The 24,957-nt window shown below is 59.5% G+C and carries 26 protein-coding genes and 3 pseudogenes; 6 read left to right on the top strand and 23 right to left on the bottom strand.

Annotated features, from left to right (window positions below):
* Nucleotides 1-5 precede the first annotated feature (5 nt).
* Both AMC88_RS26155 and AMC88_RS26150 read right to left on the bottom strand, forming a co-directional pair.
* The gene (locus AMC88_RS26155; protein WP_008536018.1) at nucleotides 6-275 is read right to left on the bottom strand and encodes a type II toxin-antitoxin system prevent-host-death family antitoxin; all 270 of its coding nucleotides are present in this window, start codon (nucleotides 273-275) and stop codon (nucleotides 6-8) included.
* A gap of 154 nt (nucleotides 276-429) precedes the next feature.
* The gene (locus AMC88_RS26150) at nucleotides 430-912 is read right to left on the bottom strand and encodes a hypothetical protein (protein ID WP_004676098.1); all 483 of its coding nucleotides are present in this window, start codon (nucleotides 910-912) and stop codon (nucleotides 430-432) included.
* A 502-nt stretch (nucleotides 913-1,414) separates the two neighbouring features.
* Between AMC88_RS26150 and AMC88_RS26145 the strand changes: the two genes are divergently transcribed.
* Entirely contained in the window at nucleotides 1,415-1,720 is a 306-nt protein-coding gene (locus tag AMC88_RS26145; protein WP_004676097.1) for a WGR domain-containing protein, read from the top strand.
* Nucleotides 1,721-1,800: 80 nt separating this feature from the next.
* Here the strand turns inward: AMC88_RS26145 and AMC88_RS33785 are convergent, their stop codons facing one another.
* The 6 genes and pseudogenes from AMC88_RS33785 to AMC88_RS34195 form a co-directional block, all read right to left on the bottom strand.
* On the bottom strand, nucleotides 1,801-1,968 hold the full coding sequence (locus AMC88_RS33785; protein ID WP_004676096.1) for a hypothetical protein: 168 nt from the start codon (nucleotides 1,966-1,968) through the stop codon (nucleotides 1,801-1,803).
* A gap of 345 nt (nucleotides 1,969-2,313) precedes the next feature.
* Nucleotides 2,314-2,637: a DUF736 domain-containing protein gene (locus AMC88_RS26140; protein ID WP_004676095.1), complete on the bottom strand. Its 324-nt coding sequence runs from the start codon at nucleotides 2,635-2,637 to the stop codon at nucleotides 2,314-2,316.
* A 606-nt stretch (nucleotides 2,638-3,243) separates the two neighbouring features.
* On the bottom strand, nucleotides 3,244-3,642 hold the full coding sequence (locus AMC88_RS26135; RefSeq protein WP_008536014.1) for a type II toxin-antitoxin system VapC family toxin: 399 nt from the start codon (nucleotides 3,640-3,642) through the stop codon (nucleotides 3,244-3,246).
* Nucleotides 3,639-3,905: a type II toxin-antitoxin system Phd/YefM family antitoxin gene (locus AMC88_RS26130; protein ID WP_004676093.1), complete on the bottom strand. Its 267-nt coding sequence runs from the start codon at nucleotides 3,903-3,905 to the stop codon at nucleotides 3,639-3,641. Before AMC88_RS26130 ends, AMC88_RS26135 begins: the two co-directional genes overlap by 4 nt.
* Nucleotides 3,906-3,989: 84 nt before the next feature.
* Nucleotides 3,990-4,930 (bottom strand): annotated as a pseudogene (locus tag AMC88_RS26125) (DUF2493 domain-containing protein).
* 324 nt (nucleotides 4,931-5,254) lie between these two features.
* Nucleotides 5,255-5,512 (bottom strand): annotated as a pseudogene (locus tag AMC88_RS34195) (toprim domain-containing protein); the annotation flags it as partial.
* Between the two features lie 309 nt (nucleotides 5,513-5,821).
* Here AMC88_RS34195 and AMC88_RS26115 point away from each other — a divergent pair.
* From AMC88_RS26115 to AMC88_RS26105, 3 genes are all read left to right on the top strand, one after another.
* Complete coding sequence (locus AMC88_RS26115; protein ID WP_064820021.1) at nucleotides 5,822-7,012, top strand: DUF1173 domain-containing protein; 1,191 nt, start codon at nucleotides 5,822-5,824, stop codon at nucleotides 7,010-7,012.
* A gap of 513 nt (nucleotides 7,013-7,525) precedes the next feature.
* Nucleotides 7,526-7,972, top strand: a complete 447-nt coding sequence (locus tag AMC88_RS26110; protein ID WP_225882822.1) for a MerR family transcriptional regulator — start codon at nucleotides 7,526-7,528, stop codon at nucleotides 7,970-7,972.
* Nucleotides 7,962-8,540 carry a PIN domain-containing protein gene (locus tag AMC88_RS26105; RefSeq protein WP_064820020.1) on the top strand — a complete coding sequence of 193 codons (579 nt, stop codon included), beginning with the start codon at nucleotides 7,962-7,964 and terminating at the stop codon, nucleotides 8,538-8,540. Before AMC88_RS26110 ends, AMC88_RS26105 begins: the two co-directional genes overlap by 11 nt.
* A gap of 43 nt (nucleotides 8,541-8,583) precedes the next feature.
* Here the strand turns inward: AMC88_RS26105 and virB11 are convergent, their stop codons facing one another.
* From virB11 to AMC88_RS26045, 13 genes are read right to left on the bottom strand one after another with little or no spacing between them, the layout of a single operon-like run.
* Nucleotides 8,584-9,612, bottom strand: a complete 1,029-nt coding sequence (virB11, locus tag AMC88_RS26100) for a P-type DNA transfer ATPase VirB11 (RefSeq protein WP_064820019.1) — start codon at nucleotides 9,610-9,612, stop codon at nucleotides 8,584-8,586.
* A gap of 8 nt (nucleotides 9,613-9,620) precedes the next feature.
* Nucleotides 9,621-10,793, bottom strand: a complete 1,173-nt coding sequence (virB10, locus tag AMC88_RS26095) for a type IV secretion system protein VirB10 (RefSeq protein WP_064820018.1) — start codon at nucleotides 10,791-10,793, stop codon at nucleotides 9,621-9,623.
* Between the two features lie 8 nt (nucleotides 10,794-10,801).
* Nucleotides 10,802-11,659, bottom strand: coding sequence for a P-type conjugative transfer protein VirB9 (virB9, locus tag AMC88_RS26090; protein WP_064820017.1), 858 nt, complete (start codon nucleotides 11,657-11,659; stop codon nucleotides 10,802-10,804).
* Complete coding sequence (locus AMC88_RS26085; RefSeq protein ID WP_064820016.1) at nucleotides 11,656-12,327, bottom strand: VirB8 family type IV secretion system protein; 672 nt, start codon at nucleotides 12,325-12,327, stop codon at nucleotides 11,656-11,658. Before AMC88_RS26085 ends, virB9 begins: the two co-directional genes overlap by 4 nt.
* Before the next feature lies 1 nt (nucleotide 12,328).
* Nucleotides 12,329-12,610 (bottom strand): hypothetical protein, encoded by a 282-nt coding sequence (locus AMC88_RS34190; protein ID WP_081278376.1) that lies wholly within the window; start codon nucleotides 12,608-12,610, stop codon nucleotides 12,329-12,331.
* A gap of 41 nt (nucleotides 12,611-12,651) precedes the next feature.
* Nucleotides 12,652-13,584 carry a TrbL/VirB6 family protein gene (locus tag AMC88_RS26080; protein ID WP_064820015.1) on the bottom strand — a complete coding sequence of 311 codons (933 nt, stop codon included), beginning with the start codon at nucleotides 13,582-13,584 and terminating at the stop codon, nucleotides 12,652-12,654.
* A gap of 2 nt (nucleotides 13,585-13,586) precedes the next feature.
* Complete coding sequence (locus AMC88_RS26075; protein ID WP_008537008.1) at nucleotides 13,587-13,820, bottom strand: EexN family lipoprotein; 234 nt, start codon at nucleotides 13,818-13,820, stop codon at nucleotides 13,587-13,589.
* A complete protein-coding gene (gene virB5 / locus AMC88_RS26070; RefSeq protein WP_011053371.1) occupies nucleotides 13,817-14,518 on the bottom strand; it encodes a P-type DNA transfer protein VirB5 in 702 nt (233 codons plus the stop codon). The genes AMC88_RS26075 and virB5 overlap by 4 nt, the downstream gene beginning before the upstream one ends.
* Nucleotides 14,515-16,881, bottom strand: a complete 2,367-nt coding sequence (locus tag AMC88_RS26065; protein WP_064830109.1) for a VirB4 family type IV secretion/conjugal transfer ATPase — start codon at nucleotides 16,879-16,881, stop codon at nucleotides 14,515-14,517. Before AMC88_RS26065 ends, virB5 begins: the two co-directional genes overlap by 4 nt.
* Nucleotides 16,874-17,212 carry a VirB3 family type IV secretion system protein gene (locus AMC88_RS26060; protein WP_011053369.1) on the bottom strand — a complete coding sequence of 113 codons (339 nt, stop codon included), beginning with the start codon at nucleotides 17,210-17,212 and terminating at the stop codon, nucleotides 16,874-16,876. Before AMC88_RS26060 ends, AMC88_RS26065 begins: the two co-directional genes overlap by 8 nt.
* Before the next feature lie 5 nt (nucleotides 17,213-17,217).
* On the bottom strand, nucleotides 17,218-17,517 hold the full coding sequence (locus tag AMC88_RS26055) for a TrbC/VirB2 family protein (protein WP_007636189.1): 300 nt from the start codon (nucleotides 17,515-17,517) through the stop codon (nucleotides 17,218-17,220).
* Nucleotides 17,514-18,182: a lytic transglycosylase domain-containing protein gene (locus AMC88_RS26050; protein ID WP_064820013.1), complete on the bottom strand. Its 669-nt coding sequence runs from the start codon at nucleotides 18,180-18,182 to the stop codon at nucleotides 17,514-17,516. The genes AMC88_RS26055 and AMC88_RS26050 overlap by 4 nt, the downstream gene beginning before the upstream one ends.
* 3 nt (nucleotides 18,183-18,185) lie before the next feature.
* Entirely contained in the window at nucleotides 18,186-18,722 is a 537-nt protein-coding gene (locus AMC88_RS26045; protein WP_011053366.1) for a hypothetical protein, read from the bottom strand.
* 98 nt (nucleotides 18,723-18,820) lie between these two features.
* Here AMC88_RS26045 and AMC88_RS26040 point away from each other — a divergent pair, with 98 nt between their 5' ends.
* Nucleotides 18,821-19,192, top strand: coding sequence for a hypothetical protein (locus AMC88_RS26040; RefSeq protein WP_042120136.1), 372 nt, complete (start codon nucleotides 18,821-18,823; stop codon nucleotides 19,190-19,192).
* A 773-nt stretch (nucleotides 19,193-19,965) separates the two neighbouring features.
* Here the strand turns inward: AMC88_RS26040 and AMC88_RS26035 are convergent.
* Nucleotides 19,966-20,886, bottom strand: a complete 921-nt coding sequence (locus tag AMC88_RS26035) for an ArdC family protein (RefSeq protein ID WP_004673402.1) — start codon at nucleotides 20,884-20,886, stop codon at nucleotides 19,966-19,968.
* A 294-nt stretch (nucleotides 20,887-21,180) separates the two neighbouring features.
* Between AMC88_RS26035 and groEL the strand changes: the two are divergent.
* A pseudogene (gene groEL, locus AMC88_RS34185) lies at nucleotides 21,181-21,404 on the top strand (chaperonin GroEL); the annotation flags it as partial.
* 747 nt (nucleotides 21,405-22,151) lie between these two features.
* Here the strand turns inward: groEL and AMC88_RS26025 are convergent.
* Entirely contained in the window at nucleotides 22,152-24,950 is a 2,799-nt protein-coding gene (locus AMC88_RS26025) for a sensor domain-containing protein (protein WP_040111784.1), read from the bottom strand.
* Between the last annotated feature and the right edge of the window lie 7 nt (nucleotides 24,951-24,957).

Raw genomic sequence — 24,957 nt, 5'->3', positions numbered from 1 at the left:
TGGTTTTATGAGCGGCCCACCTCGTCCTCGCCGGCATAGGCGTCGACGGCGTTTTCGAGTTCGGCAAAAAGCTCATCGGGCATCGTTTCGATAGTGCCGACGGTGCGTCGGTCTGCCTGCCTGATCAGTTGCTGATAATCTTCGATATTGAGGAGAACCAGCCGGGGTTTGTTCCGCTGGGTGATCGTCACCGGATGACGCAGCGCCTCGGCGATGATGTCGCCGGATTTACGTGAGAGGTCACTGGTTGAATACGTCCCGCTTGGCTTCGGCATTGGGCTTCCTTGCTATCGCTGGAATTTACAGCATTTACAACATTACTGCGATTGTTGTGAAACTTCGCAGCCGTCCTTCCTCGGCTCACTTGAGGGCCATCGGCAACTGAGAGGCAACCTCGTCTGTCGCCTCTCAGTATGTGAGATGGTGCTGCTACCACCATGACCAAACGACGCGCCCCGCATAGACCGGGATGCGAGTTGCCAACGTGATATCCTTGATGATCGGCGCCAGCGAGCCGAGTTCGTCCGCAATCAGCGCAACGAGCTCAGGATAGTTGATATCGACGCCAGTGTCGTCGGCAGCCCAAGCGCTCATCCAATCGCCGCCGTTGACGCGGAATTCATGCGTGTCGTAATCAATTTCGAGTTCGTCCAGCAGATTGATAGTGAAGCGCCCGAAAATCTCGATCTCGCCCTCCAGCTGATATTCGGCGAATTCATCCTCCCCGATGAGAACACTTCGTTCCAATTCCATGATGACGCTGATCCGATCGATTGCCGCGTCGAGCCCCTCAACCAGGCGATCGTGAAGCTCTCGCGAAAAATCGCTGTCGCAGCCGAAGCGGTTTGCCAGGACGACGAGCCGGAAGCCGGCAAACTTGGTGTAGAGTATGAGGTTCTGATCGGTTGTCATAATGTGATCTCCTTCGTTGATGACGGAGATCGGCCACTCTCTTGCAAAGAGGGGTCAAGGACCGCGGGACGCGGCTCGCAAGCGGGGGAACCGATTTTTCCAGAGCGCAGTGAAACGCAGCAGCGGAAAAATTGGGGGAGACGCGCCGTCCTTGACGCCGGATTTGCTGGAGTAAAATTGGACGTCAGAGAGAGAAGAGACCCGCGGACCCGAAGGGGACGCGACCGTTTCCGGCGTGAGCCGGCAGGAGGTGTCGAGGATAGAACCGCCGCCCTGCGGCTGGGCAATTCGCTCACGTCATTCCGCGAGAGGGGGCGTGACCGGAGGCGGAGACGGTGTTCGGGCTCCGTGAGCGGAGCGAATAGCACCCGGCCGCCGATTGGCCGGCTCGCCCAAATCCATGATCTTCGGCTTCAACGATCATCACAAAAATGAATCGGTGTGGGCCGACCGATTCATAAGTGTCGTTAGACGCAAAAGCTGGAAGAGGCGACTCTCCGTCATGCTCACTCAACCCTATCAGCTCTACATCGAACGCAGGGACGCGACGAAAAACATGGCGCGCTTCTACGCGCTCGCAATCGAACCGACGTTGTTCGGCACACCATGCCTGACGCGGCGATGGGGACGCATCGGAACGATCGGACAAGCCATGGTGCATCACTTCGACAGAGAGGAGGATGCAGTCCGTATGTTCCTCGAACTTCTCCGATCAAAACGGGCGCGCGGCTATAGGCCGAACACAAATGTCGGACGGGAACCCATGGTCCGGGCTGTCCGCGGAAGTCTTCCTGGTCCTTGCCGGTAATTATCGGCGTGAAGCGCAGCTTCGGGTCGACGCGCCGGTCGATCCGGCGTGCCGGCCCAGGCGAGGAGGCAAACGCCGCCTCAGAAGGGTGGCGCGGCGTCGATGGCGCCCTCCTGCTCGGCGATCGCTACCCTCAGTTCGGCCCGAGCGATCTCCAGCTCCGCTTCGATCTGGCGGCGCTCAGCCGGATCGGCGTTTCTGAGCTCGGCCCGCAGTTCCTCAACCTGAATTTCGAGTGCAATCGTCATCGTCGTCGTCTCCTGAAATGTGAAAGATGACGCCCGGGGTCGTGAGGATCGGGCCGGGTCAAGGATCGCGTCAGCGACCGGCGGAGCCGGCGAGCGGAGGAACCGATTTTCTGACGGTGCCCTTCAGGGCGCCGGCTGAAAATAGGAGGGGCCGCGAAGTCCTTGAGGCGGCACGAGCCTCACGGCAGACTTCAAGTATCTGAGCAGACAGGGTCCTTGGTCTCGTGTGGCACGACAGGAGGATTGAAGGCGGGCTCGATGCCCGCTTTCAATCCCGCTATTGCGCGCAAAACCTGAGATACGGCGAAGCCGGCCCCGATTGCTCGGGGCCGCTCGCTTTGTTCTTCAGTTCGGGCTGTTCCAGAGGATCACCTTCTTGCTAGGATCGCCGCCGGGTGCCGGTGCGAGATTGCCGAAGATCACACCGATCTCGGGAGCCTCAAGCTTCACTGAGAGGTATTCCTCGCCGGTCTGCCGCGCGATGCGGTTCCAGGCGGCGCCGATCTCGAAGCCCGTCTTGCGGTGAATGACGCGGTAGTCGGGCGCTTCTTCGCTTGCCTTGCTGGCATTTGGGACGATGGCGATCGGGGCGTTGACCCGGATCGTGGCGAAGACGCCTTCGAGGATGCCGTCGGTCTTCTGCGTGAGCGTTGCGATCGTGGTGGCCATGGTTGTTGTCTCCTTCGGTTGCTCGGGACCATTCCCGATGGCGCACGAAGAGACGGCCGACCTGCTGCGGTCAGCTCGCCTGAAAATTTTGCAAAATTCTATTTTCCACCAGGATAAACGAACCGAAATCGAATTTTGCAAAAATTTCGGGCGAGTCTTACCCCTTCAGGGGTTGGCCGCCAAAGCAGGCGGTCGTCTATACGAGCGATATAAAACGGGAATGGTTCGGGGCAATCGAAGGAGACAACAAACCATGGCCTCCCGGTCCAAGCACTGGGGGATATTGGCCGCACACTCCACGGACGGTTCGCCCGCATGTCGATCAACATAATACCCTCGCCCGCTCCCGGCTGCGGCAGGCTGTGAGCACCTCGATAACATTTCTGCTGATCGGCGAGGTCGCCGCGGCACCGCATTGCCGTCTGCACACCGTGCTCCAATCCCGGGTGAAGCTGTTCACGCGGGCGTCGAATGAGTGATCTTCCCCAAACGTGCCCGCTCCCAAGCACCTGAGCCGCCGATGGGTCGCCAGGTACATCGCCATTGGCAAACACGCAACCGGAACGATCTGAGCCGGCTTCATCCGCGGAGCCAAGCTCGGTGAGATCACAAGGCAACAGGATCGGAGCAAGTCACAAACGGAATGCCATAAAGCGCGACATTTTGATCGTCCGAAACCAAATACGCTCCCTCCGCCACGGCTTGCGCCATGAGCAGATGATCGAAAGGATCGCGGTGATGAAGTGGAAGAGCAGCGAGAGCGATAAGATGCGCGTCCGAGATATCCAGCCGGTCGAAACCTTGATCCGGCAAAATCGCAACAATCTCTTCGATATCGGCATCAAGTTTGCCGATGCGCAGCTTCACAGTGATTTCCCAAAGGGAGACAGCACTGACGAGGACATCATTCTCGGGATCGCCAATAAGGCGACGCGCATGGTTCCCTAGCTTCTCGTCGTCGTTCAGCCACCACAGCAAGGCATGTGTATCGAGCAGCAGCCTCACGTCCCGTCTTCCATGGACTTCAGAACATCCGCCGGCAGACCATCGAAGTCATCGGCAACTTTGATCTTTCCGCGCAACGCGCCTGGTTTCCGCATGACGACGCCGGCTGACGGCGGGCCGATTTCGGCGACAACCTTGTGATGCGACGTCAGGACGAACCGCTGGCCGTCTTCGACCTGCTTGAGGAAAGACGTCAGGTTGCCGCGAAATTCCCGCACGCCGACACGGCGGGGAGATGGTATCTGCTGCCGAGATTGGGTCATGGCGAAGCTCCGTTTCAGCGGCAAATGTGTACACAATTTTTGCGAAATGCAAGCATCTCCTTCAGCCGTATGGACAGATGGCGCTTACGCGCCATCTCCCGCCGCTTGCCAAAACGGAGATGCCAAGTCGGCGGGCCTTGTCGGCAAGATTGCCGGTAATGCCGGAGCCGGGGAAGATGACGACGCCAGCCGGCATGACCGAGAGCATGTCGTCATTGCGGCGGAACGGTGCGGCCTTGGCGTGCTTCGTCCATTCGGCTTGAAGGCGATCTGTATCACCTTGCGCGCTTCTGCCCAGCAGGCAGCGATACGTTCGGCGCCCTTCGGCGAGCCGCCGTGCAGCAGCACCATGTCGGGATATTTGGCGAGGGCTTGATCGAGTTTCGCCCAGATTCGTTCGTGATCATTGTAGTCGATGCCGCCGCCGAAGGCGATCTTGGTGCCTGCCGGGATCAGCACTTCGGTCTCGGCGCGCCGGCGGGCGGATGGAAAGTCTCTGGAGTCGATCATCGCCGCGGTCATGTTGGCGTGGCTGACCTTGGAGCCCGTCCGCGGCCGCCATGCCGAGCCGCATTGGCTTCGAAGTGGTCGCCCGCATAGGCGCGCATGAACTCGAAGGCATTGCGGCGCTCAAGCAGCGTGATGCCTTCGGCAACGAGGCGCTCCAACTCGACACTCTTGACCTCCGAGCCGTCCTGCTCGCGCTGACCGTTGCGTTGGCTATCCTCATTACGCTGAAGCTCCCGCTGGATGCGCTCGCCGGCGCGGTGGAAGAGATTGACCGTCGACCACAGGAGGTCTTCGAGATCGGGCTCCAGGCGGGTATCGCCGAGCATTTCGAATAGAGCATCGAACATGGCGGTCAGCGCCGACTGGACGACCGGCTCCTCCGGCAGCGGACGCGGGTCCGGTTCATCCTGGAAGGGGCGATGGCCGTAGATCTGCATCTCGTAGATGAAACGGTCGGTTGGGGACGAGGCGGGGCGGGGCTCGAAGGCGTCGTCGATGGGAAGACTTAGGTTCAGATGGTCTCCGTCGGATTTGGGCCGCGCCTCTCGCGGCCTGACGGCGATCCCTGTCCACGCGGCAGACGGGCCGGAACCGCGGCGCCTGACGCCGCGGCGAAGCGCCGGGCGGCGGAAGGGAGGTTTCTTGCTGTGCCAGGAATGGCGGGCCGCACGCGGCCCAAGCCAGGGGAAGAAACCTGAGCGACCCGCTGAAGGCCCGCCCGCCGCATGGTAAGGGTCGCCTCTCGGCAGGCCCGCGGGCGGGCGCCTACCCGTGCGGCGACCGGCAGAGACCTGCCATCCTGTAGGCCCTCACGCCCTCACCTTCCCCGTCCGGCTCGATCATGCGGGCAGAAAGGCCAGAGCGTTTCAGAACGAGCTGCGCCCTGAGATTAGCGATGAGCCGTTCCGGACTGAGCCGGCGCAGATCCTCGTTGAAGTCGCCGAACTCCGGGGCAAGCACTAGCGGCAGGATCCCCAGCGCCTGGGCGCGGTAGCTCAATCCCTCGATACGTGCCGGCCGGCCGCATCGGCGTCAGCTGCGATGTAGAGACGCCGGCAGCCATCGGGCAGTCGGAAGGCGGCAAGGTGATCGGCGGTTCAGTGCCGGCCGGCTCGAAGGGCTGGGTAGCACGCGATTAGAACTCACTTCATGCTGGCGCAGCCTCTACATTTTGACCGGCTGACTTCTAATCAACGCACCGTTGACTTCTAATTATCATGATCGTTAATTTTAATTTTTGGAGGCTGGAATGCACGTATCTTCTTTCCTGCCTTGGCGTTGAAATCGGCCCCAGCGGCCGTAACATTTACATACTAACTATTTTGCGCTAGTAAAGTCCGCGAAGCTCATGCTACGCCTTCCTTTTACGGCTCGATCAGCCTTTGGCCAGGCAAGGGAGGAACGACGTGCGACAGTTTTTGATCGGCAACCAGGCGTTCGACGACAGTTCTCCAGAGTTTCTGCCGCAGCTCGAACGCGCTTACGAACAGAAGCTCAGGCCACTTTGCCCGTGTCGGCAACCGCCGGTGCCGATGTACATTGCCCGGATGGATGGCCAATTCCTGATCAAACGCATGCCGCTCTCAGGCCGGCAGCATGATCCCGGCTGCTCGTCTTACGACCCGCCGTATGAGCTATCCGGCCTCGGGCCGTTGATCGGCAACGCCATCCAAATCGACGCGGCGACCGGTGCGGCAACGCTGAAACTCAATTTTTCGCTGTCGAAACGAGGGGGCCGATCGACGTCGACATCGCCTTCGGAGCCGTCGGAGACTGTGCGAAGCGAGCCCAAGAAGCTCTCGCTCAGGGCGATGCTCCATTATCTCTGGGACATGGGGGAGCTGACGGAATGGACCTCGCTATGGGCCGGGAAACGCGGCTGGGGGCGCGTGCGCAGCAGTCTGGTGAACGCGGCAAAGCAGATGATCGTCCGCGGCGGCCCTCTCAGCGATATCTTGTTCGTGCCGGAAGTGTTTCATCAGGACGACAAAGAGGGGATTTCAGCGCGGCGTGCGGCTATGTTGGCCGGAGCCCAGTTAACCGGTCCCGGTCCGCGGAAACTGATGATGACCGTCGGAGAGGTAAAGGAATTTTCCTCAGCGCGCGATGGCCAGAAGATGCTGGTGCGCCACCTGCCTTTCCCCTTCATGCTCGATGAGGGGGCGTGGAAACGGTTGAATGCCCGATATGAAACCGAACTGGAACTGTGGCGATCCAACGAGGGGTTTCATCTCATCGTCATCGCCACGTTCGGCATTTCGGGAGCGGGGATAGCTTCGGTCGAGGAAGTGGCGCTGATGGTGGTCAACGAGAACTGGATCCCGTTCGAAACCATCCATGAACAGCGTCTCCTGGAGCGGCTCTCCAGCCTGAAGCGAAGGAGCGTGAAAGGACTCCGGTTCGATCTTTCGCGCGACCAGCCGATTGCCTCCGTGACCTTACCGGAGGCAAGGCCAGCGCCGATCGCCATGTTCATCGTTCCGACGAAGGCCGACGAAGACTACGACGTTGCATTGAATGAGATGATCGCCGCGAGAGCCGAGATGACGCCGTGGATCTGGCGTGTAGCCGACGGCGAAATGCCGCGGCTGCCATAATCCACACCAGCCTCCTTGGTCAGCGACGTAGACGCCCTAAAAGGAAGCCATCGAGCGGGCGATCTCGACTGCGTGAAGCTATATCCCGGTCAAATCGGCCCAGAGAACTCTCTGCCATTTCTGCATAGCTGCACTGCACAAAAAATGTTTACCAAGCGGTCAAAATATGAGCATATTGCCTCCAGTTGATGCAATCGATGGTTTTCCTCCCAGTGCCATCGTATCAGCTGTTCCCCTCTGGAGGTTATTGACCTTCACACCTTAAAGGGCCCTGGTTTTCCAGCGGCCCTATTTTTCTGCATAGTTGGTGAGGCGGCCCCCTTTGCATTGCATGACCACATCGAAAGCGGAGCGCTTGCGGTTGGCGGGTAACCCACGCTTCAAGTTGGCGGGTCGAGCTTGTTCGCCGCGCGCTCCTATGGCACCCAGAAATCGGAGATGGAAAGCGGAGCATATTTCAGTTATTGCAGTTATAAGCGACTTGCCCTATATACATGGTCAGAGGTGTTCGCCATGACCAGCCATGTTCTTCAATTTACCAAATTGTCGGATCGCGACCGCAAGGCCGTCGCGCCTATGCCAAATCTGGCGGAGGGCGACCAACTGGAACTACGGATTCGCCGTGAAGGTGGACAACTTCAAACCCTTTCTCTCCCAGCCTCGGCTCTCGCACCTGTCGAAGCACTCCTCGATCATCTGTTGCGCGGCAAGCGTGTTGCCGTGCTCACGGAAGATCAGGAATTGAGCCCGACCGACGCCTCCACCATCCTCGGCATCTCACGTCCTCTCGTGGTGCTGCGCATGGATCGCGGCGATCTGCCCTTCCGCTATGTCGGCAAGCACCGCCGAGCCAAGTTGAAGGATGTTCTCGCGCTCAAGGACAAGCTCGATGCTCGCCAGAAAAGCCTCGACGCGCTGGCCGAGGACACAGAGGATCTGATCGTCAATCATGGCCTCTAAGCCGCCTGTCGCGGTCTATGATGCCTGCGTCCTCTACCCTTTCCATTTGCGTAATGCCTTGGTCCAGTGTGCTTTCGACGGTCTCGTCGACGCACGCTGGACCGACGACATCCACGCCGAGTGGATTCGCAATCTGGCCATCGGCTCACCCGATATACCCTTCGCCCGTCTGAAAGCGACCCGTGATCGGATCAAGGAAGTTTTGCCCGATGCCGATGTCGGCAACCACCGAATTCTCATCCCCGACCTCTCGCTACCGGATCCGGATGATCGTCATGTTTTAGCTGCAGCCATCGCCGGAAAGGCTTCTCTGATTGTCACGTGGAATCTCAAGGATTTCCCAGCCGCGGACCTTCGGCCTCATGGGGTGGCCTGCGTGTCGCCAGACAATTTCCTCGTGGGCCTCCATTCCACGTTTTCGAGCGCATTGATCGACAGCATCAGGCGCGGCCGGTTGAATTTACGGAAGACGGTGCCGGCGGTTCACGAATTCATTGATGCACTGGACCATCAGGGGCTCCGCGCGTTTTCAGTGGTCCTGCGTGAGAAGGCCGCACAATTGGACTGACGGTCGAGACCGACAGAATTGTTTGAGGCCCGGACGCAACCCGCTAAGCTCGATCCGACGAAGAGCGGCCGAGGTCAGTCGCGGCGTCTCGATAGTAGATCTCGCTCACCCGAAACCGGCCGTCGATCCGCTTGCATTGGATGATGATGTCGACCGCGATCGTCAACATCTCGCGGATGTCGTGCCGTTCGAGGTCCCCACCACCCTCCGACTCCTTGACCAGCAAAGTCAGCTGCTCAAAGGCGAGGCGGGCCGAGTCGGCATGGACCGTGGTGATGGAGCCAGGATGGCCGGAGTTGACATTGCGGATGTAGTAGAATGCCGTCCCGTCCCGCAGCTCCTGCAGCAAAATGCGGTCGGGCCGCATGCGCAGGCAGGATTCGAGCAGGTCCTTCGCGCCGACCTTGGCGAGCCCCTGCCCGCCTTTGGAGTAAAGGAGCCGAACATGGTTGGGCTGCGGGACCACCAGCTCGGGAGTGTCTTCGATCGAAATAATCCGCTCGCTGTGCGGAATGTGGCGGATCAGCGCTTTCGATAGAGTTGTTTTTCCCGACCCGGTGGCGCCGGAGATGATGATGTTCTTTCTTGCAAACACCGCCTCCCGGAGAAACGCTTTGTAGGCGCCAATGCGATAGTATTCCAACAGCCTTTGGTCCGATCGGCTCGCGTCGCCGTCGACCCGCAAAACGTCGGCGAACAATCCTCCATGATCGAGATCCTCAAGGGTCAGCGACACGGAGGACGGCTTGCGGATGGTGATGCTGACGGTTCCCTTCGTCGTTGCCGGCGGGATGACGATCTGGATCCGCTCATCATCCGGCAGGGTCGCCGACAGGATCGGCCGCGTCTCGTCGATCGATTGATCGGAGAAGCTCGCGACGGCGCGAGCGAGACGCATCAGCCGGTCGAACGAAAGTTCGGGCATCTCATAGGTCTGCCATCCGTCCCTACCCTCCGTGACGACCTGTCCCGGCAGGTTGACGACGACCTCATAGAGCGTCTTGTCGCGTAGGAAGCGTGATAGTGGCGAAAGCAGTTCGCGCACGACGCCGGAGTCGGCAGCTTCAGTCATTGCCGAACCTATTTTGTCACGAGCTTCGAGGAGGGGCTGAAATCCCCAAGGACAGCACGGTCGTAGACGCGATTGCGGGGCTCGGTCACGCGAAGCCGATAAACGCTTGAGAAGTCGAGGTCGCGTGCGACGAAGATCGAAACCAACTCGCCCTGATGTTTCATGAGCGTCGGCGGAATGTTGATCGACTGCTCGACGGCGATCGCCGCGGCCTGCTGACCGGCGCTGGTGGTATTTTGCGCTTCGACGTCGCTGTCCTGCAGCCGGCTGCTGGCATAGGAACTGGCATCACCGACGATCGACAGGAGCATTGCGCTGCCGAACCGCTCCCACCAATGGGTGTCCACATAACCATCGATGCCGGCCCGGCCAAGCGCATCGGTTGCCGGCGAAGCCAAAGTGATGATCACGCCTTTCGGCGTCTTCGCCCGGTTCCAGAGAACGAACAGGCGCTTTTGGCCACGGCGAAGACCGCCGCGATATTCTCCGACGATCTGCGTGCCTTTTTCCATCAGCACCACACGGCCATTATCTGAGAGAACGTCCCGGTTGATGACGCAGCTCGTGAACCCTGGCTGATCGGAGGAGAGCGCGGTCTCGAGAACGCAAGGAATGGATGTCCCCATTGCGACAATGAAATCGCGGTTGCCCAACGTGCCGGCGCGCGATCCCTGCAACTGCGTCGGCGTCAGCAAGCGGTTGAAGCGCTGGTCTTCGTTTTCACCCTGCGAGGCGAAGCCGCCGGGATTGGCGCCGAGCGGCACGTAATTCGAGGCCTGATCCGACGCCTCGCCCTGATCCTGCCGCCGCGTGGCCGGCGATTTCTCGCCGCCATAGGCGATGACCGGCGCACGGCGGGCAGCGTCGAGCAGCTTGTCATCCTCGGTCGGCGCCTGCTCGGCGGCGACAGGCGTCGGGAGCTGAAATTGCGGCGGTGTCGCCACCGGCTGTGGCTCCTTCGCCGGTTCGAAATCCGATGTCTGCCGGATGACAACGCGCTCCGGCTGGGCACCGTCTGACGGTTTGTCCTGCCCTCGCATCGACCAGAGAGCGAAGGCGACAAAGACGACGATCGCCAACGCGACAGTGCCGCGTTTGAGGGTGGGGTTATTGTCGAGCCGGCCACCGGCCGCCGTCTCGGCCCGCTCGCCCGGAATCTGGGCAATCTCTTCCTCGGCCATGTCACCTCCTATTGCGCCGCGCCGGGCGGCACTTTGACGACGCGCTCGACCGACGGTGACGTCGTGTTGGTCTCGGAATTGATGCCGACGCGATCGTAGGCTTCGTTGAAGACGCAAAGCACGTCGCCGCCCCGGCGCAGGATGAACTTGCGGCTGATCGCGTGAACAAGGACGAGATTGCCGTCGACCGACTTCGAGACCAGGCTTTCGCTGCCGTCGGAATTTTCCATATAGATCGCCGGCATTTCCTGGTTGCCGGCGAAGGCGAAGGTCGTGACCTTGCCGTTGTCATAGACCGCTTGCGGTTCGAGCGCTTGGGATCCTTGCGCCGAATAACGCCAGTTGCGCGGTCCATAGGCTTCGTGAAGGGCAAGCACGCGATCGGCCTCACCGGCCTGCGCCGCCTGCGCGCGCGCAGCTGCTTCCTGGCGGTGCCGCTCCGCTTCATCAGCGGGATAGCGATATTTCACATAGAAAAAGGTGTTCTGACCGGCTTCAACGCTTCCGTCGCGGACAGTGAGTTCCATCTGGTAGCTGCGGGTCGAGCCGTCCCGTCGTGTCGTCACGACCGAGATATTCGTCACCGGCTGATTTTCCCTGGGCTTCAGGAACAGGATGTTGCCGGCCGGCGCCACTTCCCAAGCAACGCTGTTGCCAAGCGCCACATGAGCGATTTCCTCGTCGGCGGCGAATTCGATTTGCACCGAAGACCGCAGCGTGCCGACGACTTTGGTGATGTTATAGGGCTGGTAGTCGACGAAACGGATGCGGTTGTCCTGCGCGGCGCCGCGCGGCGTCTCGAGGGCGAGCGCTGCAGACGAAAACCCGGTGGTCAGAATGAGCGGAAGGAGAAAGTGCAGTCTCAATTGATGGCCTCCGGATCGGCGCGATATTCGCTGACGACGAAGCCGAGCGGATTGGTCAGCCGGTCGGTCGAGGACATCGGAGCGTTGGCATAGGAGAAGGTCAGGGTCGTAACCCAGTGCGTGGTGCGCACCTCGTCACCGCGGGTCACGGTCCTCATATAGCGGACGGATGCCACATTGGCGTTGATCAGCGAGATGGAAACAATGTTGATCCGCGACGTGGCGCTGCGGCCATAAATGTTCTGCGGGGAATCGGGATTGCTGCCGCGGTAGACTGCGGCAAATCGAGTCTGTTCCGGCTGCGTCGACAGCAAGGCGACGGTGCGGAAATTCTCCTCGCCCTCGCTCCAGACGTAGCCCTCGCGGGCGCGGACATATTTGGCCGCGAAATATTTGGTGACGGCCTCGTCGTAGGTGCCGGCGGCCGACGTCAGCGCCGAGACTACGTCAACGATGCCTGTGGAATTATCGACCCGCACGACGAAAGGCTCGACGGTTTTCAAAGGAGTGAGGCCGGCAACGGCAAAGACGGAAACGGCAGCAAGCGTGCCGGCGCAAGCAGCGACGAACCAAGCGATGCGGGCGGAACGCTCGACCTGGATCATCCGGTCCTGATCGAACCGGCGGGCTTTGTCGAAGTAACTTTTGAGGTTATTCGTGGTCACCATGTCATTCGCCCTCGCATGGACGGTAGGAGCCCGCGACATCGAAATGCGCGAAAGCGGCCGGTGTGGCTGAAGATGGTTCCGGCACATAGGCGGCGGCGTGACTGGTCGGCTCAGCGGGAACGGCCCGGGTCGCCGGCTGCTCGCCTCCACTGTCCTGCCATTGCCACATGGCGCGGTTCAGCGGCCGGCGGGAATAACCATCACATTTGGGCAACGGGTGGGAAATCGAACCGCAGCCTACGAGACCGGCGGTCAGCAAAAACGATAAAACGATACGGAGCATCCCAAAAAAACCTGTTCAATTGTCTGAAGCGTTGGTGGCCGTCATTCGGTCCGGCCTGGAGTCAGGCGGCGGCCAACGGAACGCGCGCCTCGGCCGACCGCTCTGACTGTGTGGGATGTCGCCCAGGCGAGCGTGCTTTCATGCGCATCGCGGGCGGCGCCGTAGCCGTAGGTGAGCGACGCCCCGCCCGCCGCGAGAGCTGAAGCGATGCCGGGCAGTTGGTAGAAGACGTAGAGTGCGGCAACGCAAATGGCGCAGAGCGCGATCGGCCGCATAAGCACGTCACTATAGCTTTCGATCGCCGTAAACGTCGTGTCGATGCAGGTGATCAGCAGCGAGCCGATCGCCACCACCAGCACCTGCAGGATGACGAAGTTGGCGAGTTGGCCGATCCAGGATTCCGTGAATCGGCGGGTCGACTGGAACATGGCGAGCGCGATGAAGATCGGACCTATTGCCAGCACGATGGCAAGCGCCAGCCGGGCATAGAGCGAAACTATATAACCGATCGCCGCGACAAGAAAACTTGCGCCGATAACCAGCAGGCCGCCCACGCCGGTGACGATATCGATAGGCCACGAACCCCGCGACCATATCTCTTTGGCGCACCTCTGGCCCTTATCCAGCAGGCTGTCGAATGTGGAGGCGCTCGGCGCCGCGCCGGAGTTCAGCGCCTGCGAGATTTCGTGCGGCAGCGCATCGAAAAAGATATTGGTGACGTAGGTTTGATACTCGCCGGCATTCCTCACCAGCATGACGATGATGGCGAGCTTCATCGCTCGGAAAGCGAATTCGAGGATCGGTTCCTGCACGGAGCCGCGCAGAACGAGATAACCGTAGAGCACGACATAAAGTGTAAGTGCGGCCGTCAGCGGGCCGCTGACCCAGCTGGCGATATTGGAGGTGCCCGACGAAATGAAGATCTCGAGCGGTGCCTTGAACTGCCCGTCGACGAAGCTGAAGACCTGATACATCGTCAGCCTCCCAACGATTTGCCCATCCGCTCCAGCCGCAGCTTGCCGTCGGCCGCCTCGGCGTTGCGGCAATTGGGCGTATCACGGAGTTCTCCGGGATTGTTACGGCATTCGCCGATGATTTTCGCGAGCAGAGCATCGTCCGCCATGAACTCATCGACCGTGTAAATCTTCTCCGCCTGCGGGGAGCAGGCCGCCAGAAAAAGCATTGCCGCGCTAAAAAGAAGCCACTTCATTTGAGCGCCGCTCCCATCGTGTCCATGCGCTTGCGCCAGTCCTCGGCCTTGCGTTGGTCATCGACCTGCACCTGGGCCTGCTGGACCATCTGCAGGCCCTGCATGCGCAAGACGTCGGTTTGCAAGAAGGCGGTTTCGGCCTGGAGGCGGGCCTGCAGATCGGCGATGTCCTTGGCGTCGGCAGCACCGGAGATTTTCTGGCGAAGCTCATCGATGCCGCCGATGCGCTTGGTCGCCGCATCGTAGATCTGCCGGCCGAGGCTCATCTGCCCGGCGTTCTGGTTCTGGATGCGCGACAGTTCCTGCGCATAGAAATCGTCGGCATCGGTGCGGTAGGTGGAATTGTCTTGAAGGAATTTGGAAGCGGAACTACCGAAGACGCCGCTGCCGGAACCTTTGAACAGCCCCTCGATCGCGTTGAAGTCCTGCGGAAGCGCCTTGCGGATCGACGGATCGTTCAGCAGGTTGGCGACGTCGGCCATGTTGGTGATCTTGTTCAGCGAGCCGTAGAGCTGCTGGGCTTGTTGGAGTTGCTGGTTCAAGGCGTCGAGCTGGGACTTCAGCTGCGCGATGCTCTCGATTTGCTTGGCGATCGATGTCTGATCGATGACGGGGATGCCCTGCGCCGATGCTAGCATCGCCGACGCCAAAAGAGCGGCCGATACAAACAATGGCCGCATCGTTCCTGTTCGGATCATGCTGTCTTCCTCCTCTGATGAAACACGGCAAGCCAGTCCTCCGGTCCCTCGCCGATCTCCGATCGGATCGCATCGGCGAGCTCGACATTGGCCGTCCGGCCGGAGAGGATGGCGAGCTCGTCGTCGAAGCCGCTGAGGTTCAGTTCGGCGACGACGCTGTTGTGCCCCTGCTTGACGATGAACCGGCGGCTCTCGACGGAGAGCTCGCGCGAGACGAGCTCGAATTCACGTTCGGTCAGCTTGAAACCGTCGACGTAGTCGGCCCGGTCGCCGCGCGGGTTCGGCAGAAAGATCTGGGTCGGGCACTGCTCGATGATCGTGTGGGCGATCGGCGATACGATGGCGTCGCGCGGGCTCTGGGTCGCAAACAGCATGAGACCGTTCTGCTTGCGGATGGTCTTCAGCTTGTTCTGGGCGAGATCACGAAAACCTTCGTCCTGCAGCGCCTTCCAAAACTCGTCGATGACGATGATGATACGGCGCCCGTCAATCAGTTGCTCGATGCGATAGAACAGGTAAGCCATCAACGGCGTGCGGATTTCCTCGTTATCGAGGAAATCGGTCATGTCGTATCCGATGAACTTGGCGCCGATGCCGATATCGTCGGCCTCATTGTCGAAGACCCAGCCAAGTTGCTCGCCCCTCTCCCAGCGTCTCAGACGTGAGGCAATGCCCTCGGGATCGGTATTGTTGAGGAAGGCGCGCAGGGCGCCGATGGAGCGATGCTCCACCGGCAGGTCCGCCACCCCGTCGATCGCCGAGGCGATGTCGCGCAACTCGGTGATCGATAGTTCGCCGGATGCGGATCCGACCAGCTTGGCGATCCAACCGGTGAGGAATACCTTGTTTTCCGCAGTGAGTTCCAGAGCTTTCAACGGCGCGCAGCCGGTGGCAGCACCATTCTTCAGCGGGAGATAGGTGCCACCGGCCGCGCGTACGAAGAGATCGGCGCCGCGGTCCTTGTCGAAGAAGACCATATGCGGATCATGCTTTTCGAGCTGGGACAGCATGAAATTCAAGAGCACCGTCTTGCCGGCACCCGACGGACCGCAGACGAAACTGTTGCCGAGATCGCCGTGATGAAAGTTGAAATAGAAGGGCGAGCCGGACGCGGTCTTGAGCATGGCGACCGCCGGTCCCCACTCGTTGCCGTCCTTCTTGCCCGCCGGATAGGAATGATAGGGAGCAAGGGCTGCGAAGTTGCGCGACGTGATCGCTCCCGAGCGCGCCCGGTAGCGGAAATTGCCCGGCGCTTGCGCCCACCAGGCAGCCTCGAGCCCAAGATCCTCGCGGGCGACGACCGCGCCGCCGCTGGTGAGATAGGCCCGCGCTTTCGCCATGTGATCAGTCAGTTCCTTGACCGAGGGCGCGAAGACGGCAAGCGCAAGATGATGTTCCCCGAGAACGAAGCGATTGGATTCGAGATCGTCCATCGCCTCGCCGAGTTCCTCGATCTGTGAGGCCGCCTTGTCGCCGGCGCTGACCATCTGGTTCTGCTTGCGGCCCATGATCGTGCGGGCATCGGCCTTTGAGGTGAAAGCGAAGGACTGCGTCAGGATAAGCTCGAAAGGTGCGGTCAAGATAGCGTCGAGCATGCCGCTGCGCGTCGTCGCCGGATATTCCTTGAAGCCGAACATGCCGGCATAGCGGCTGTCGGCCTCGTGACGGATCTCGACGGTCTCGCGCCCGAAAATGACCCGGTCGGAATAGATTGCCGAGGAAATTCGTCCCTCCGTCAATGGGATCGGCTCCCGCCGGCCGCCGACGATCTGGTGGAGCACTTCGCTCGGCTCGGAGAACAGGATCCCGTCCTGTTCGTGGAGGGTGAGCAGCCGCGGCTCGAAGCGCTTCAGGCCGGCGACGACATCCGCCACGCGGTCACGCAGATGCTTCAGGGCCTGCCCGTCGAGCTCGGTATCGGATCGGCGGGCCTTGCGCAGCCGGGAGAGAAGCTTGGCCGCCTTTTCGGCAGGATCCCGGCCGGGATGCCAGACAAGGGTGAGGTAGAGATCGTTGCGAAACAGGTCTTCATTCACCATCCGCTCCCGATATCGCGCGTTCAGACCGTCGGAAAAGGGATTGGCGAAGCGGCCATCTGGATAGGCATTGTCACGGCGGCGCACGACATGCGTCCAGAGCGCCAGCCGCTCGTCGGCGATATTGCGATAGAGCGTGTTCAGGCTGCGGTGCAGGCCGTTGAGATCCCTGACGTCTGATGTCTCGAAGGAAACGCCGTCGAGAGCGATCATTGTCATCAACGCTCGGGATTCGAGCGCAATCGTCGTCTCGTCGACATGCCTGACATAGGGAATGAAGGTCTCCGGCCCTAGCTCGCGCGACCGGAGCGTCGCAATGTTAGACAAAGCTGAGATCCCTTTCGTCATAACGCCGGGTGAGCGTCAGAGGCGAGAGCGTGGCGCCGCCCCAATACGCGGTATTGCGGGAGCGGCCACGGGTTTCGATCCACGCAATCAGGATCCGAAACATATTGTGGTCGTGCTTGACGAGCGCGCGAAACAGGACATGGAAAACGATACCGACCAGCGCGTAGGCGATTGATCCCGCAGTGATATAAAGGATGGTCGTCAGCATGATGTTGACGCCCATCGCCTCCATCGTCACGCCAGCGATCATTGCCGGGCGCGTGCAGGCGAGAAACAACGTGTCGTCTTCGAGACTCGGAATGCTCGCCATAGCGCTCAATTCCCGACGATGGTATTGACCAGCTCGGTGGCGCCGAAAATGCCGCCGATCCCGATGATCCAGAAGCCGGCCCGCCTCAAATCCATGTAGCCAAACATCCAGGCGATGCAGATAATGATGACGGCGATGACGGCCAGTAGGCGGGCGATATTGCCGGTCAGCATGTCGACGATGTTCTGCAAAACGGTTTCGATACCGGCGGCCTGGGCGAAGGCTGGCTCGACCAGGCAGATGACAATGGCGGCCGCCATCAGCGTGGATGCGGCAAGGGGGCGAAGAGGGGCTTTGGAGATCATTCACTTTGCTCCGATCGATCATTCTGGAAAACGAGAACCGAGGATTGCCGCCCTGAGCTGAACACGTCCCAGGATGGGGCCTCGACGGTTTGGGAGGGTTGTAAAGGCGGTTCGGGACGTGCTGGTACCACCTCATCCTGTGGCTGCCCGCCCGACCCGGCCTGGTCACCGCGTTCGCCAATGGTGAGCGAGGCAAGCGTTGGCGATAACTGCTTTGCTTCCTGGCGTACCTGCTCGTCATATTTGGCCATGGCGCCGAGGGATGGATCATCGCGGCCATAATAGGACTGGAGCATCACCCTTTCGGCCTGAGCCGGATCCCCCGCGCGTAATGCGGCGCGGTAGTATCCGTCGAGAAGCGTGGCCGTGGCCTTGAGGTTCCGGCAGGGATCGAAGGCGTCGGCGACGGATAGCTTTAGTTTCTGAAGGTGCTCGATGCCAAGGCCGCCAAGGCCGATCTGGATATCCTGGCGATCGGCAATCAGGGACGTGGCAACCTCGATCGCCTCCGCCTTCGATGCGGGTTGAGCAGCGAGTGGTGGGCCGCTGTTGATGCGGATGGCGAAGGGCTGAAACCGGCTCTCGAGGCTAACAACGCCGGCCAGCGTCTGCACCTGAACCATCGGCGCACAGGTTTGCGCGATTTCGACGAATGCAGCACCCATCGGTCAGTACCAAACGCGCTGTTTACCGGCGCCGTCGATGGTGACATCGACATAGTGCGGCTGCGATCGCACATTCGGACGACTTATCGGATAGCCCATGCACTGGCGGTGCCCGTCCACGCGCTGCCAATGTGGCGACAGGACAGAATTGTCGCGGGAAGTATAGTCGTTCCCATCCCAGCAGAGGCTGTTGCTCACCGGCTGCGGCGATGTCGACACACAGGTTGCTTGCCGACCGCCGCGACCGCTATCAGTCGTGAGCTTGTACCCCGCATCGCAATAATAGGGTTCATAGCCCGGCCGCGAACTCTGAAAACCGACGCCGCTACAGGTCGGGAATGAGTGCCCCTCGGCAAGCTCCCGCCACAGCTTCTGGATCGGCGGCCGGCATTCTGCATATTGCGTCGGCCCGCCGGGATTGGAAAGGCATAGGATAACCTGGCATCCCCAGTCCTCGGCCCGCGCTTTGCTGCCGAAAATAAGATAGGGTGGCGCAACGAAGCAGATCGTAAGCAGTGAATTCAGGAGAAGGCTTTTCATGAACAGGATCCTTCGAGACGATGGCGCCCTATTGCGTTTCGGGAGACCCAATCTGCCTGCCCGCATTCATACTGCCGTATATAACACAGTTAAATGACATGACAAGCGCGATTAAAACGCAATGGCACAACCTTGCCTTCTCCGGACTCATTCTCCATGAGATCCTCGACCATCCGCTGGAGGACGAGACCCCCCAGGCGAGGCTGAAGCAGATCGGCATGATGACGATCCTCTACACGATGACTCAGGCCCACCAGAAGCTAACACTCTCTAATATCATTGAGATTACCGAGCTAACACGCAGCGGCGTGAAGGAGACGGTCGACCTTTTGGTAAAGCGAGGAATGCTTTTGGAGACGATGGGGAAGAACGCCATGGGCCGGGGGACGGCGCGGCAATTCGAGATCTCTCAGGACCTCCTGAGCAAGCTGAGCTCTTTCCGCGCCAGCCAGGAGGCGGGGTTAAACTGACTGATTTTCGGCCTTTAGTGAGGCGAGATAGCGAATCATCCGCCAGCCCGATCGCATGGCTGCCGGTAGTCATCAGGGACGATCAGGCAACCCGTCCGCAGGCGGGTTTCAATCAAACAATGAAGAGTATCGGAGAAATCAGCATAGCGGCGCCGTGAGGCGGATTTCGGGAATTCTCGCCCCGCTAAGGGCGGAACAAGGGCAGCCGCAGGAGCCTCAGCATAGCGGCCGTCAAGGGAGGCGGGACCGACTGCCCCCGCCCGTGCGTTCCCTATCTCCGTCGCCGCTCAGCATATGGAGCGCGTTGCGCACCGGCGAACTCGGCTGGAACATGACCTACCGGTGAGGGCGCCAAAGCAATATTTTTTGCTAGTTCCAAATAAATCATCCGACGACCCGCTGTCATCAACGCTTCTCTCGATGCTACGCACGACGACTCCTTCGCGCGGGACATCGTTCTCGTTCGCCCTCGGCGGACGATGGCTTCCGCCATCGCGATGCTAAGGGAGGATCTGCCGGAGGAGGTTGCAAGCCTGGACAGTCGCGTGATTTTCAGCATCGACGGTCGAGGGGATGCGCTGGTTCTCACCACGGGGCCGCATGACGACGCCGTCGGAATACTTCGCGCGTCACTTCAATATGCCGGTGAACACGCCCCACTAGCTGCGCGAGGTCAATGCCTGACGATTTTAGACGCCGGTTCGCGGGATAGGAGCTTGCGGCCGTCGGGTCGCGGCAGTGGGCGGCGTCCGGGTGGCTAAGAAGGAGACGGCTCACGCCGCCTCCTCCTCGTTGAGGTCCGGCTGCAAGTCATGCAGATAGTCGACCGCGCGCTGGGCATGAGCTGCCGCTGAAAAGATGGCACGCTTGTCGCTGCCGAGAACCTTGAGCCAGTCATCGAGATAGCTTGCATGGTCGGGGCGTGGTTCGAGCTCGGGGACGATACCAAGATCGGCGCAGAGAAAGCAGCTGCCGAGTTCGGCAATGAGCTCTTCGCGGGCGCGTTCGCTCCTGTCTTTCGCATAGCGGCTGAGATCCCGATCGAGCCTTCGCGGTGCAGCGGTCCAGTGCGTCATCTCGTGACTGAGAACGGCGACATAGGATGCATCGTCCCGGAAGGCGTCGAAGCACGGCATCTGGATGTAGTCACGGGCAGCAGCATAATAGGCCGCCGATCCTCCATGGCGGATCAGGGCGCCGGTATTGGCAAAGAAGCGGCCGGCAGCACCGATGCGGCTCATCCAATCCTGGTCAGGCGCGATGGAATGGGCAAGGCCATCAAGGCCGGTGATCTGGTCGGTGTTGAACACGGTGTAGGTTTTGAGGAAGGGGATGTCGCGTTCGATTTCGGCGCCTGTCTCCGTCGTCTCGGCGCGGATGAAAGAGCTGGCGAAGACGACGGTCGTGCCGGTTTCGCCCCTGCGGACGGCGCCGCCGAGCTCGATTGCCTGGCGAAACGTCATCCACCTTGGTGATGCAAAGCCGCGGGCGATGGCTTCAGACCAGAGGAGCAGAGCATTGATGCCGGTGTAGGGTTGGCCATTGTGGCGCAGTGGCCGGCTGACCTCGGCTGTCCAGCCTCCCGTCGTCCATGGCTTGGTCCATGGACGGACGCCCTGTTTGAGATCGGCGATGATCTTGGTGGTGATGCGGCTGTAGATATCGGATCGTTGATTGGATTGCTGCCTGTTCATCTCTGAACCTCCGTTCGAGGTCGCGGCCATCGCGACCTGCTACGGCGGTCCAAAAGCCAGGCTGCAAGTGCGGCCAGCACCCGCAGGGCCGCAACGAAGTGAAGGACGGCAAAGCCGTTGCGGGCAGCGCGAGCCTGGCAGGACCAAAAGCCGGGGCAGGACGGGATGCAGCAACACCACGGCGAGACAGGTTTGAAACCCAGGCAGAAATGAAAAATCCAGTCTATTACGCAAGGCGGGAGCGTCCGGGATGAATCGATGGACCCGAAGCGTGGCATCGACCTTGCGCGGCCGTTCCTCGTCGACGCAATGGAGAAGGTTAGCAACGAGAGTGCCATTTCGTCGAGGAAGCCAAGACCGCCGAGACCAAACTCGTAGTCTTCGCGCGCATGCAATTCGACCCGTACCTCAGCCCCTACTTCGTCGCCAACCAGGACAAGATGCGGGTAGAGTTCGAGGATCCGTATATCCTCATCCACGAAAAGAAGCTATCGAACCTGCAGTCCTTGCTGCCGGTAAGTTGAGGTCTGATGGAGCATTCCAATCGGCCGACCGCCTTCAGCAAATAGGCAGAACCATTACGAAATCACGGCGCAATCGCTGGCGTTTTTTTCCGCCACCCGTTCAAATGGCCGAAAGTTTCGAGTTGATCGAATTGAAGCTCCCGTGTTCGGGAAGTGGTGGGATCCGGGAACGTTTGGCAAGATTCAACGAACCACTGGCCGCCACGCCCAGAGAGGGTCATAGGGAATACGATGACAAGCGCGGACGCTCAGTCGTTCAGTCAGGTTGCGAGCACGTATCAGCTTGGGATCGGTATGACTCACATAGCGCCTCCAACTGATTTACGGCACTAGCCAAATCGTGAAGTTCCGATTTCAGCGATTGGATGATGTCGAAATGTCCGGAGCCATTCGAATTCGCAGTTGAACTTTTCAAATCCGCAGAATTTCTATTCGGATGGGGAAATGGGATGAGCTTTTGCACGGTTATGCTTTTGACGATATTGACGCAGAATAGTAGATTGTACTGGGCAAGTCTTTGCAATGGCAATCGAAAGCGAAAACACGTCAACGTATGTTTCGTCGCGCAATTCGGTACAGGGCCTGCATATTTCGGAACATCAAAGCACCTGAAGTTTTAAGTAGTTCCTATTGGTCCGCGTTTTATCCAATCGCCCAGAGTAGTTTGGGCTTCCGTTGGATGAGTGCGGTATAAACAGCGCCGCAGGTGGCGTGGATCCTGCGCGCTGTTAGCCGTAGGCTTCACGCGGTTCGGGTCCCAACAGATGCGGGAGGCAAGCGCATGAGTGCCACCCCTTCCTCTGCGGGCATCGGCGTAAGATGGGAATCACCGCGAGAGAACTCGAGCACTGCGTTTGCAGCGAGAAGTTCGGACTTCGGGATGGGCTTGCTATAGTAGAACCCCTGTGCCACAGCGCAGCCGCTTTCAGCCAAGAATTTTTCTTGATCGACCGTCTCCACGCCCTCAGCGACTACATTTTGCCCTAGGCAGCGCGCAATTGAGAGAATTGCCTTGACCAGTTCTCTACTTCGCTTGTCGGATCGATTGATGAATGACCGGTCAATTTTGAGGGTATCAATGGGAAAGTTAGCCAAATAGCTCAGAGATGAGTAGCCGGTGCCGAAATCATCGATCGCTATGGAAATTCCGCTCGCATGCAATTGAGAGAGTGTCGTCGAAACGCCCTCGCAGTTATGGAGCAGGAGACTCTCAGTTATTTCAACCTCGATCCACTCCGCACGACAACCGGTTTCCTGCAATACGTCCGCCACCGTTTGCGACAAACGCGGGCATTGAAACTGCTTAGGAGACAAATTTATCGCAATCTTGTGCGGGGGCAGTCCATCTGCATTCATGACGGCAGCCGTGCAACACGCCTCATGCAGCACCCATCGTCCAAGATCGATGATCAATCCCGTTTCCTCGGCGACACCTATGAATTCTCCCGGAGGGATCATTCCCATCTTCGGATGATGCCATCGTAGCAGTGCTTCTGAACCGATCACCTTTCCGTTGTCCAATAGGACCTTTGGCTGATAATGGAGTTCAAGTTGCTCATGTTTCAAAGCTAGGCGTAGGTCTGATTCTAGCGCTAGGCGCTTTTCAGCCCCAATCGTGAGATCCTTTGAGTAGAAGCGGAAGTTGCTACGCCCCGAGCGCTTCGCCAAATACATCGCAGAATCCGCATATTTCACCAAATCGTCGGGAGCGTCGCCGTCATTTGGAAATACCGATATCCCGATGCTGCAGGATACAAAGATCTCCCTGTCGGAAAGCATGAAGCGTTCGCCGAATGCGGCAAGCATTCTGCTGGCAATTTGAGCCAAATCGTCATTGTCCTGAACATTGGGCAGCAAGACTGCAAATTCATCTCCACCGAGTCTCGCCACGGTGTCGCTGGCACGGACGCCTTTTTTCATGCGTGTCGCCACCTGCCGCAGCAACTCGTCACCGACGGGATGTCCCATAGTGTCATTGATCGCTTTGAAATGGTCCATGTCGATCAGCATCACCCCGGCTCGCTGGCCCGCCGAAGCCGCGTCCCCGATCATCTCGCGTAGCCGTTCATTGAAAAGTGTCCGGTTAGGCAGGCCGGTCAGAGAATCGTAGAATGCCATCTGATGGATTTTCTTACGGGACGTGTCCAGTTCGGTGATATCGCGGGCGACGCCGAGGATCCCCATCAGCTTTCCCCCCGTGAATACCGGAACCTTACGAGTCTCCAAAAGCGTTGATCGACCGTCCTCGTGAGCGGTAAACCGTTCCTCATTGATGAGAATACGGCCGGCTTGCATGGCCTCCTCATCCTTGTCACGAAAAAACTGGGCGAGTTCGGGAGTAAACAGGTCATAATCCGTTTTCCCGACGATTTCCGCTTCTGCCTTGCCGACCAATTCTTCGAAGGCATGATTGCACAACAGATATTTGCCTGTTACGTCTTTCAGCCATACCATATCCGGAATGGTCTGCAGGACACTTAGGAGGCGAGCCCGAGCTTCAATAGTCGTGCCCTCGGCGTGCTTTCGTTCGGTAATATCGCGAGATAACACCAGAAAAGTGACGGTTGAGTGATTGCTGCTTGGTCGCCTTGCGACCGACAGTTCAAACCAACGGGATTCGCCGTTTGGTAGGGCTATACGGACACAACGACCGTAGGAGGCGCCGGTTTCATCGGCTTCTTCAAGAGCCAGCATAGCGATGTCGGCCTGATCTGGAGGGAGCACATCGCGGACAAGCTTGCCGAGCAGCACTTCTTTTCGCTGCGCCAGGATCTCCTGATTCCTTGCCCAGACCTGCAGGTAGCGACCGTCGGCATTTACCTCGAACAGAACGTCAGGAATGGCGGCAATAATTCCCTCTGCGAATTCAAGAGCCTCTTTGAGATCATGCTCCGCACGTTTTCGCTCTGTGATGTCCAACATCGCGCCAACCAAGCCGATCCTGTTACCAGCGATATCAGTGATTGCGGTCTTGCTGAGTAAAAGATCAACGACACCACCATTCTCGGTGGTGGCCTTTGCTTCATATTGCTGAACACCGCCATTTGCAAAAAGCGCCTCGTCCAACGCGGCATACGTCTCGGCTATGGGTGCGGGCACCAAATCGAAAACGGTTTTTCCGATAATATCTCCCTTTGAGCGGCCGGAGAAGCTTTCGAAGGCCCTGTTGCAACCAAGGTGTATCCCATCTCTGTTTTTGAAGAAGACGGGTAACGGGATCGCGTCGAGTACGACGGCACTGGACATCTCTTCGGCGTTGAATGGCAAGTCGATGTTTGTCGCAGGATTCCGGGGATTCGCCCGGAAAGCCTTCTCAAACGGTTGCTTCAGACTTGCGACATCTGCGTCGTGACCGTGCGATGGCCGGACAACGGAGGCTTCCGAAAATGGCGGGGCCGTGCCCGTGGCAAGCGGAGGGCTGGCATTGACCGCGTTGCGGAAGGCTCCACGCCCCTGGTCGATTTGAGCATCAGTCGGCATCTGCACTTCCACAGGCTGTTCGGGGCGGGATGTGCGTTCCGATTGACGTACGTGTTTCATGTGCCTG

The sequence above is a fragment of the Rhizobium phaseoli genome (assembly GCF_001664385.1).
GTDB lineage: Bacteria > Pseudomonadota > Alphaproteobacteria > Rhizobiales > Rhizobiaceae > Rhizobium > Rhizobium phaseoli.
The sequence above is the reverse complement of the archived record's forward strand: the minus strand, read 5'-3'. Positions and strand labels throughout refer to the sequence as shown.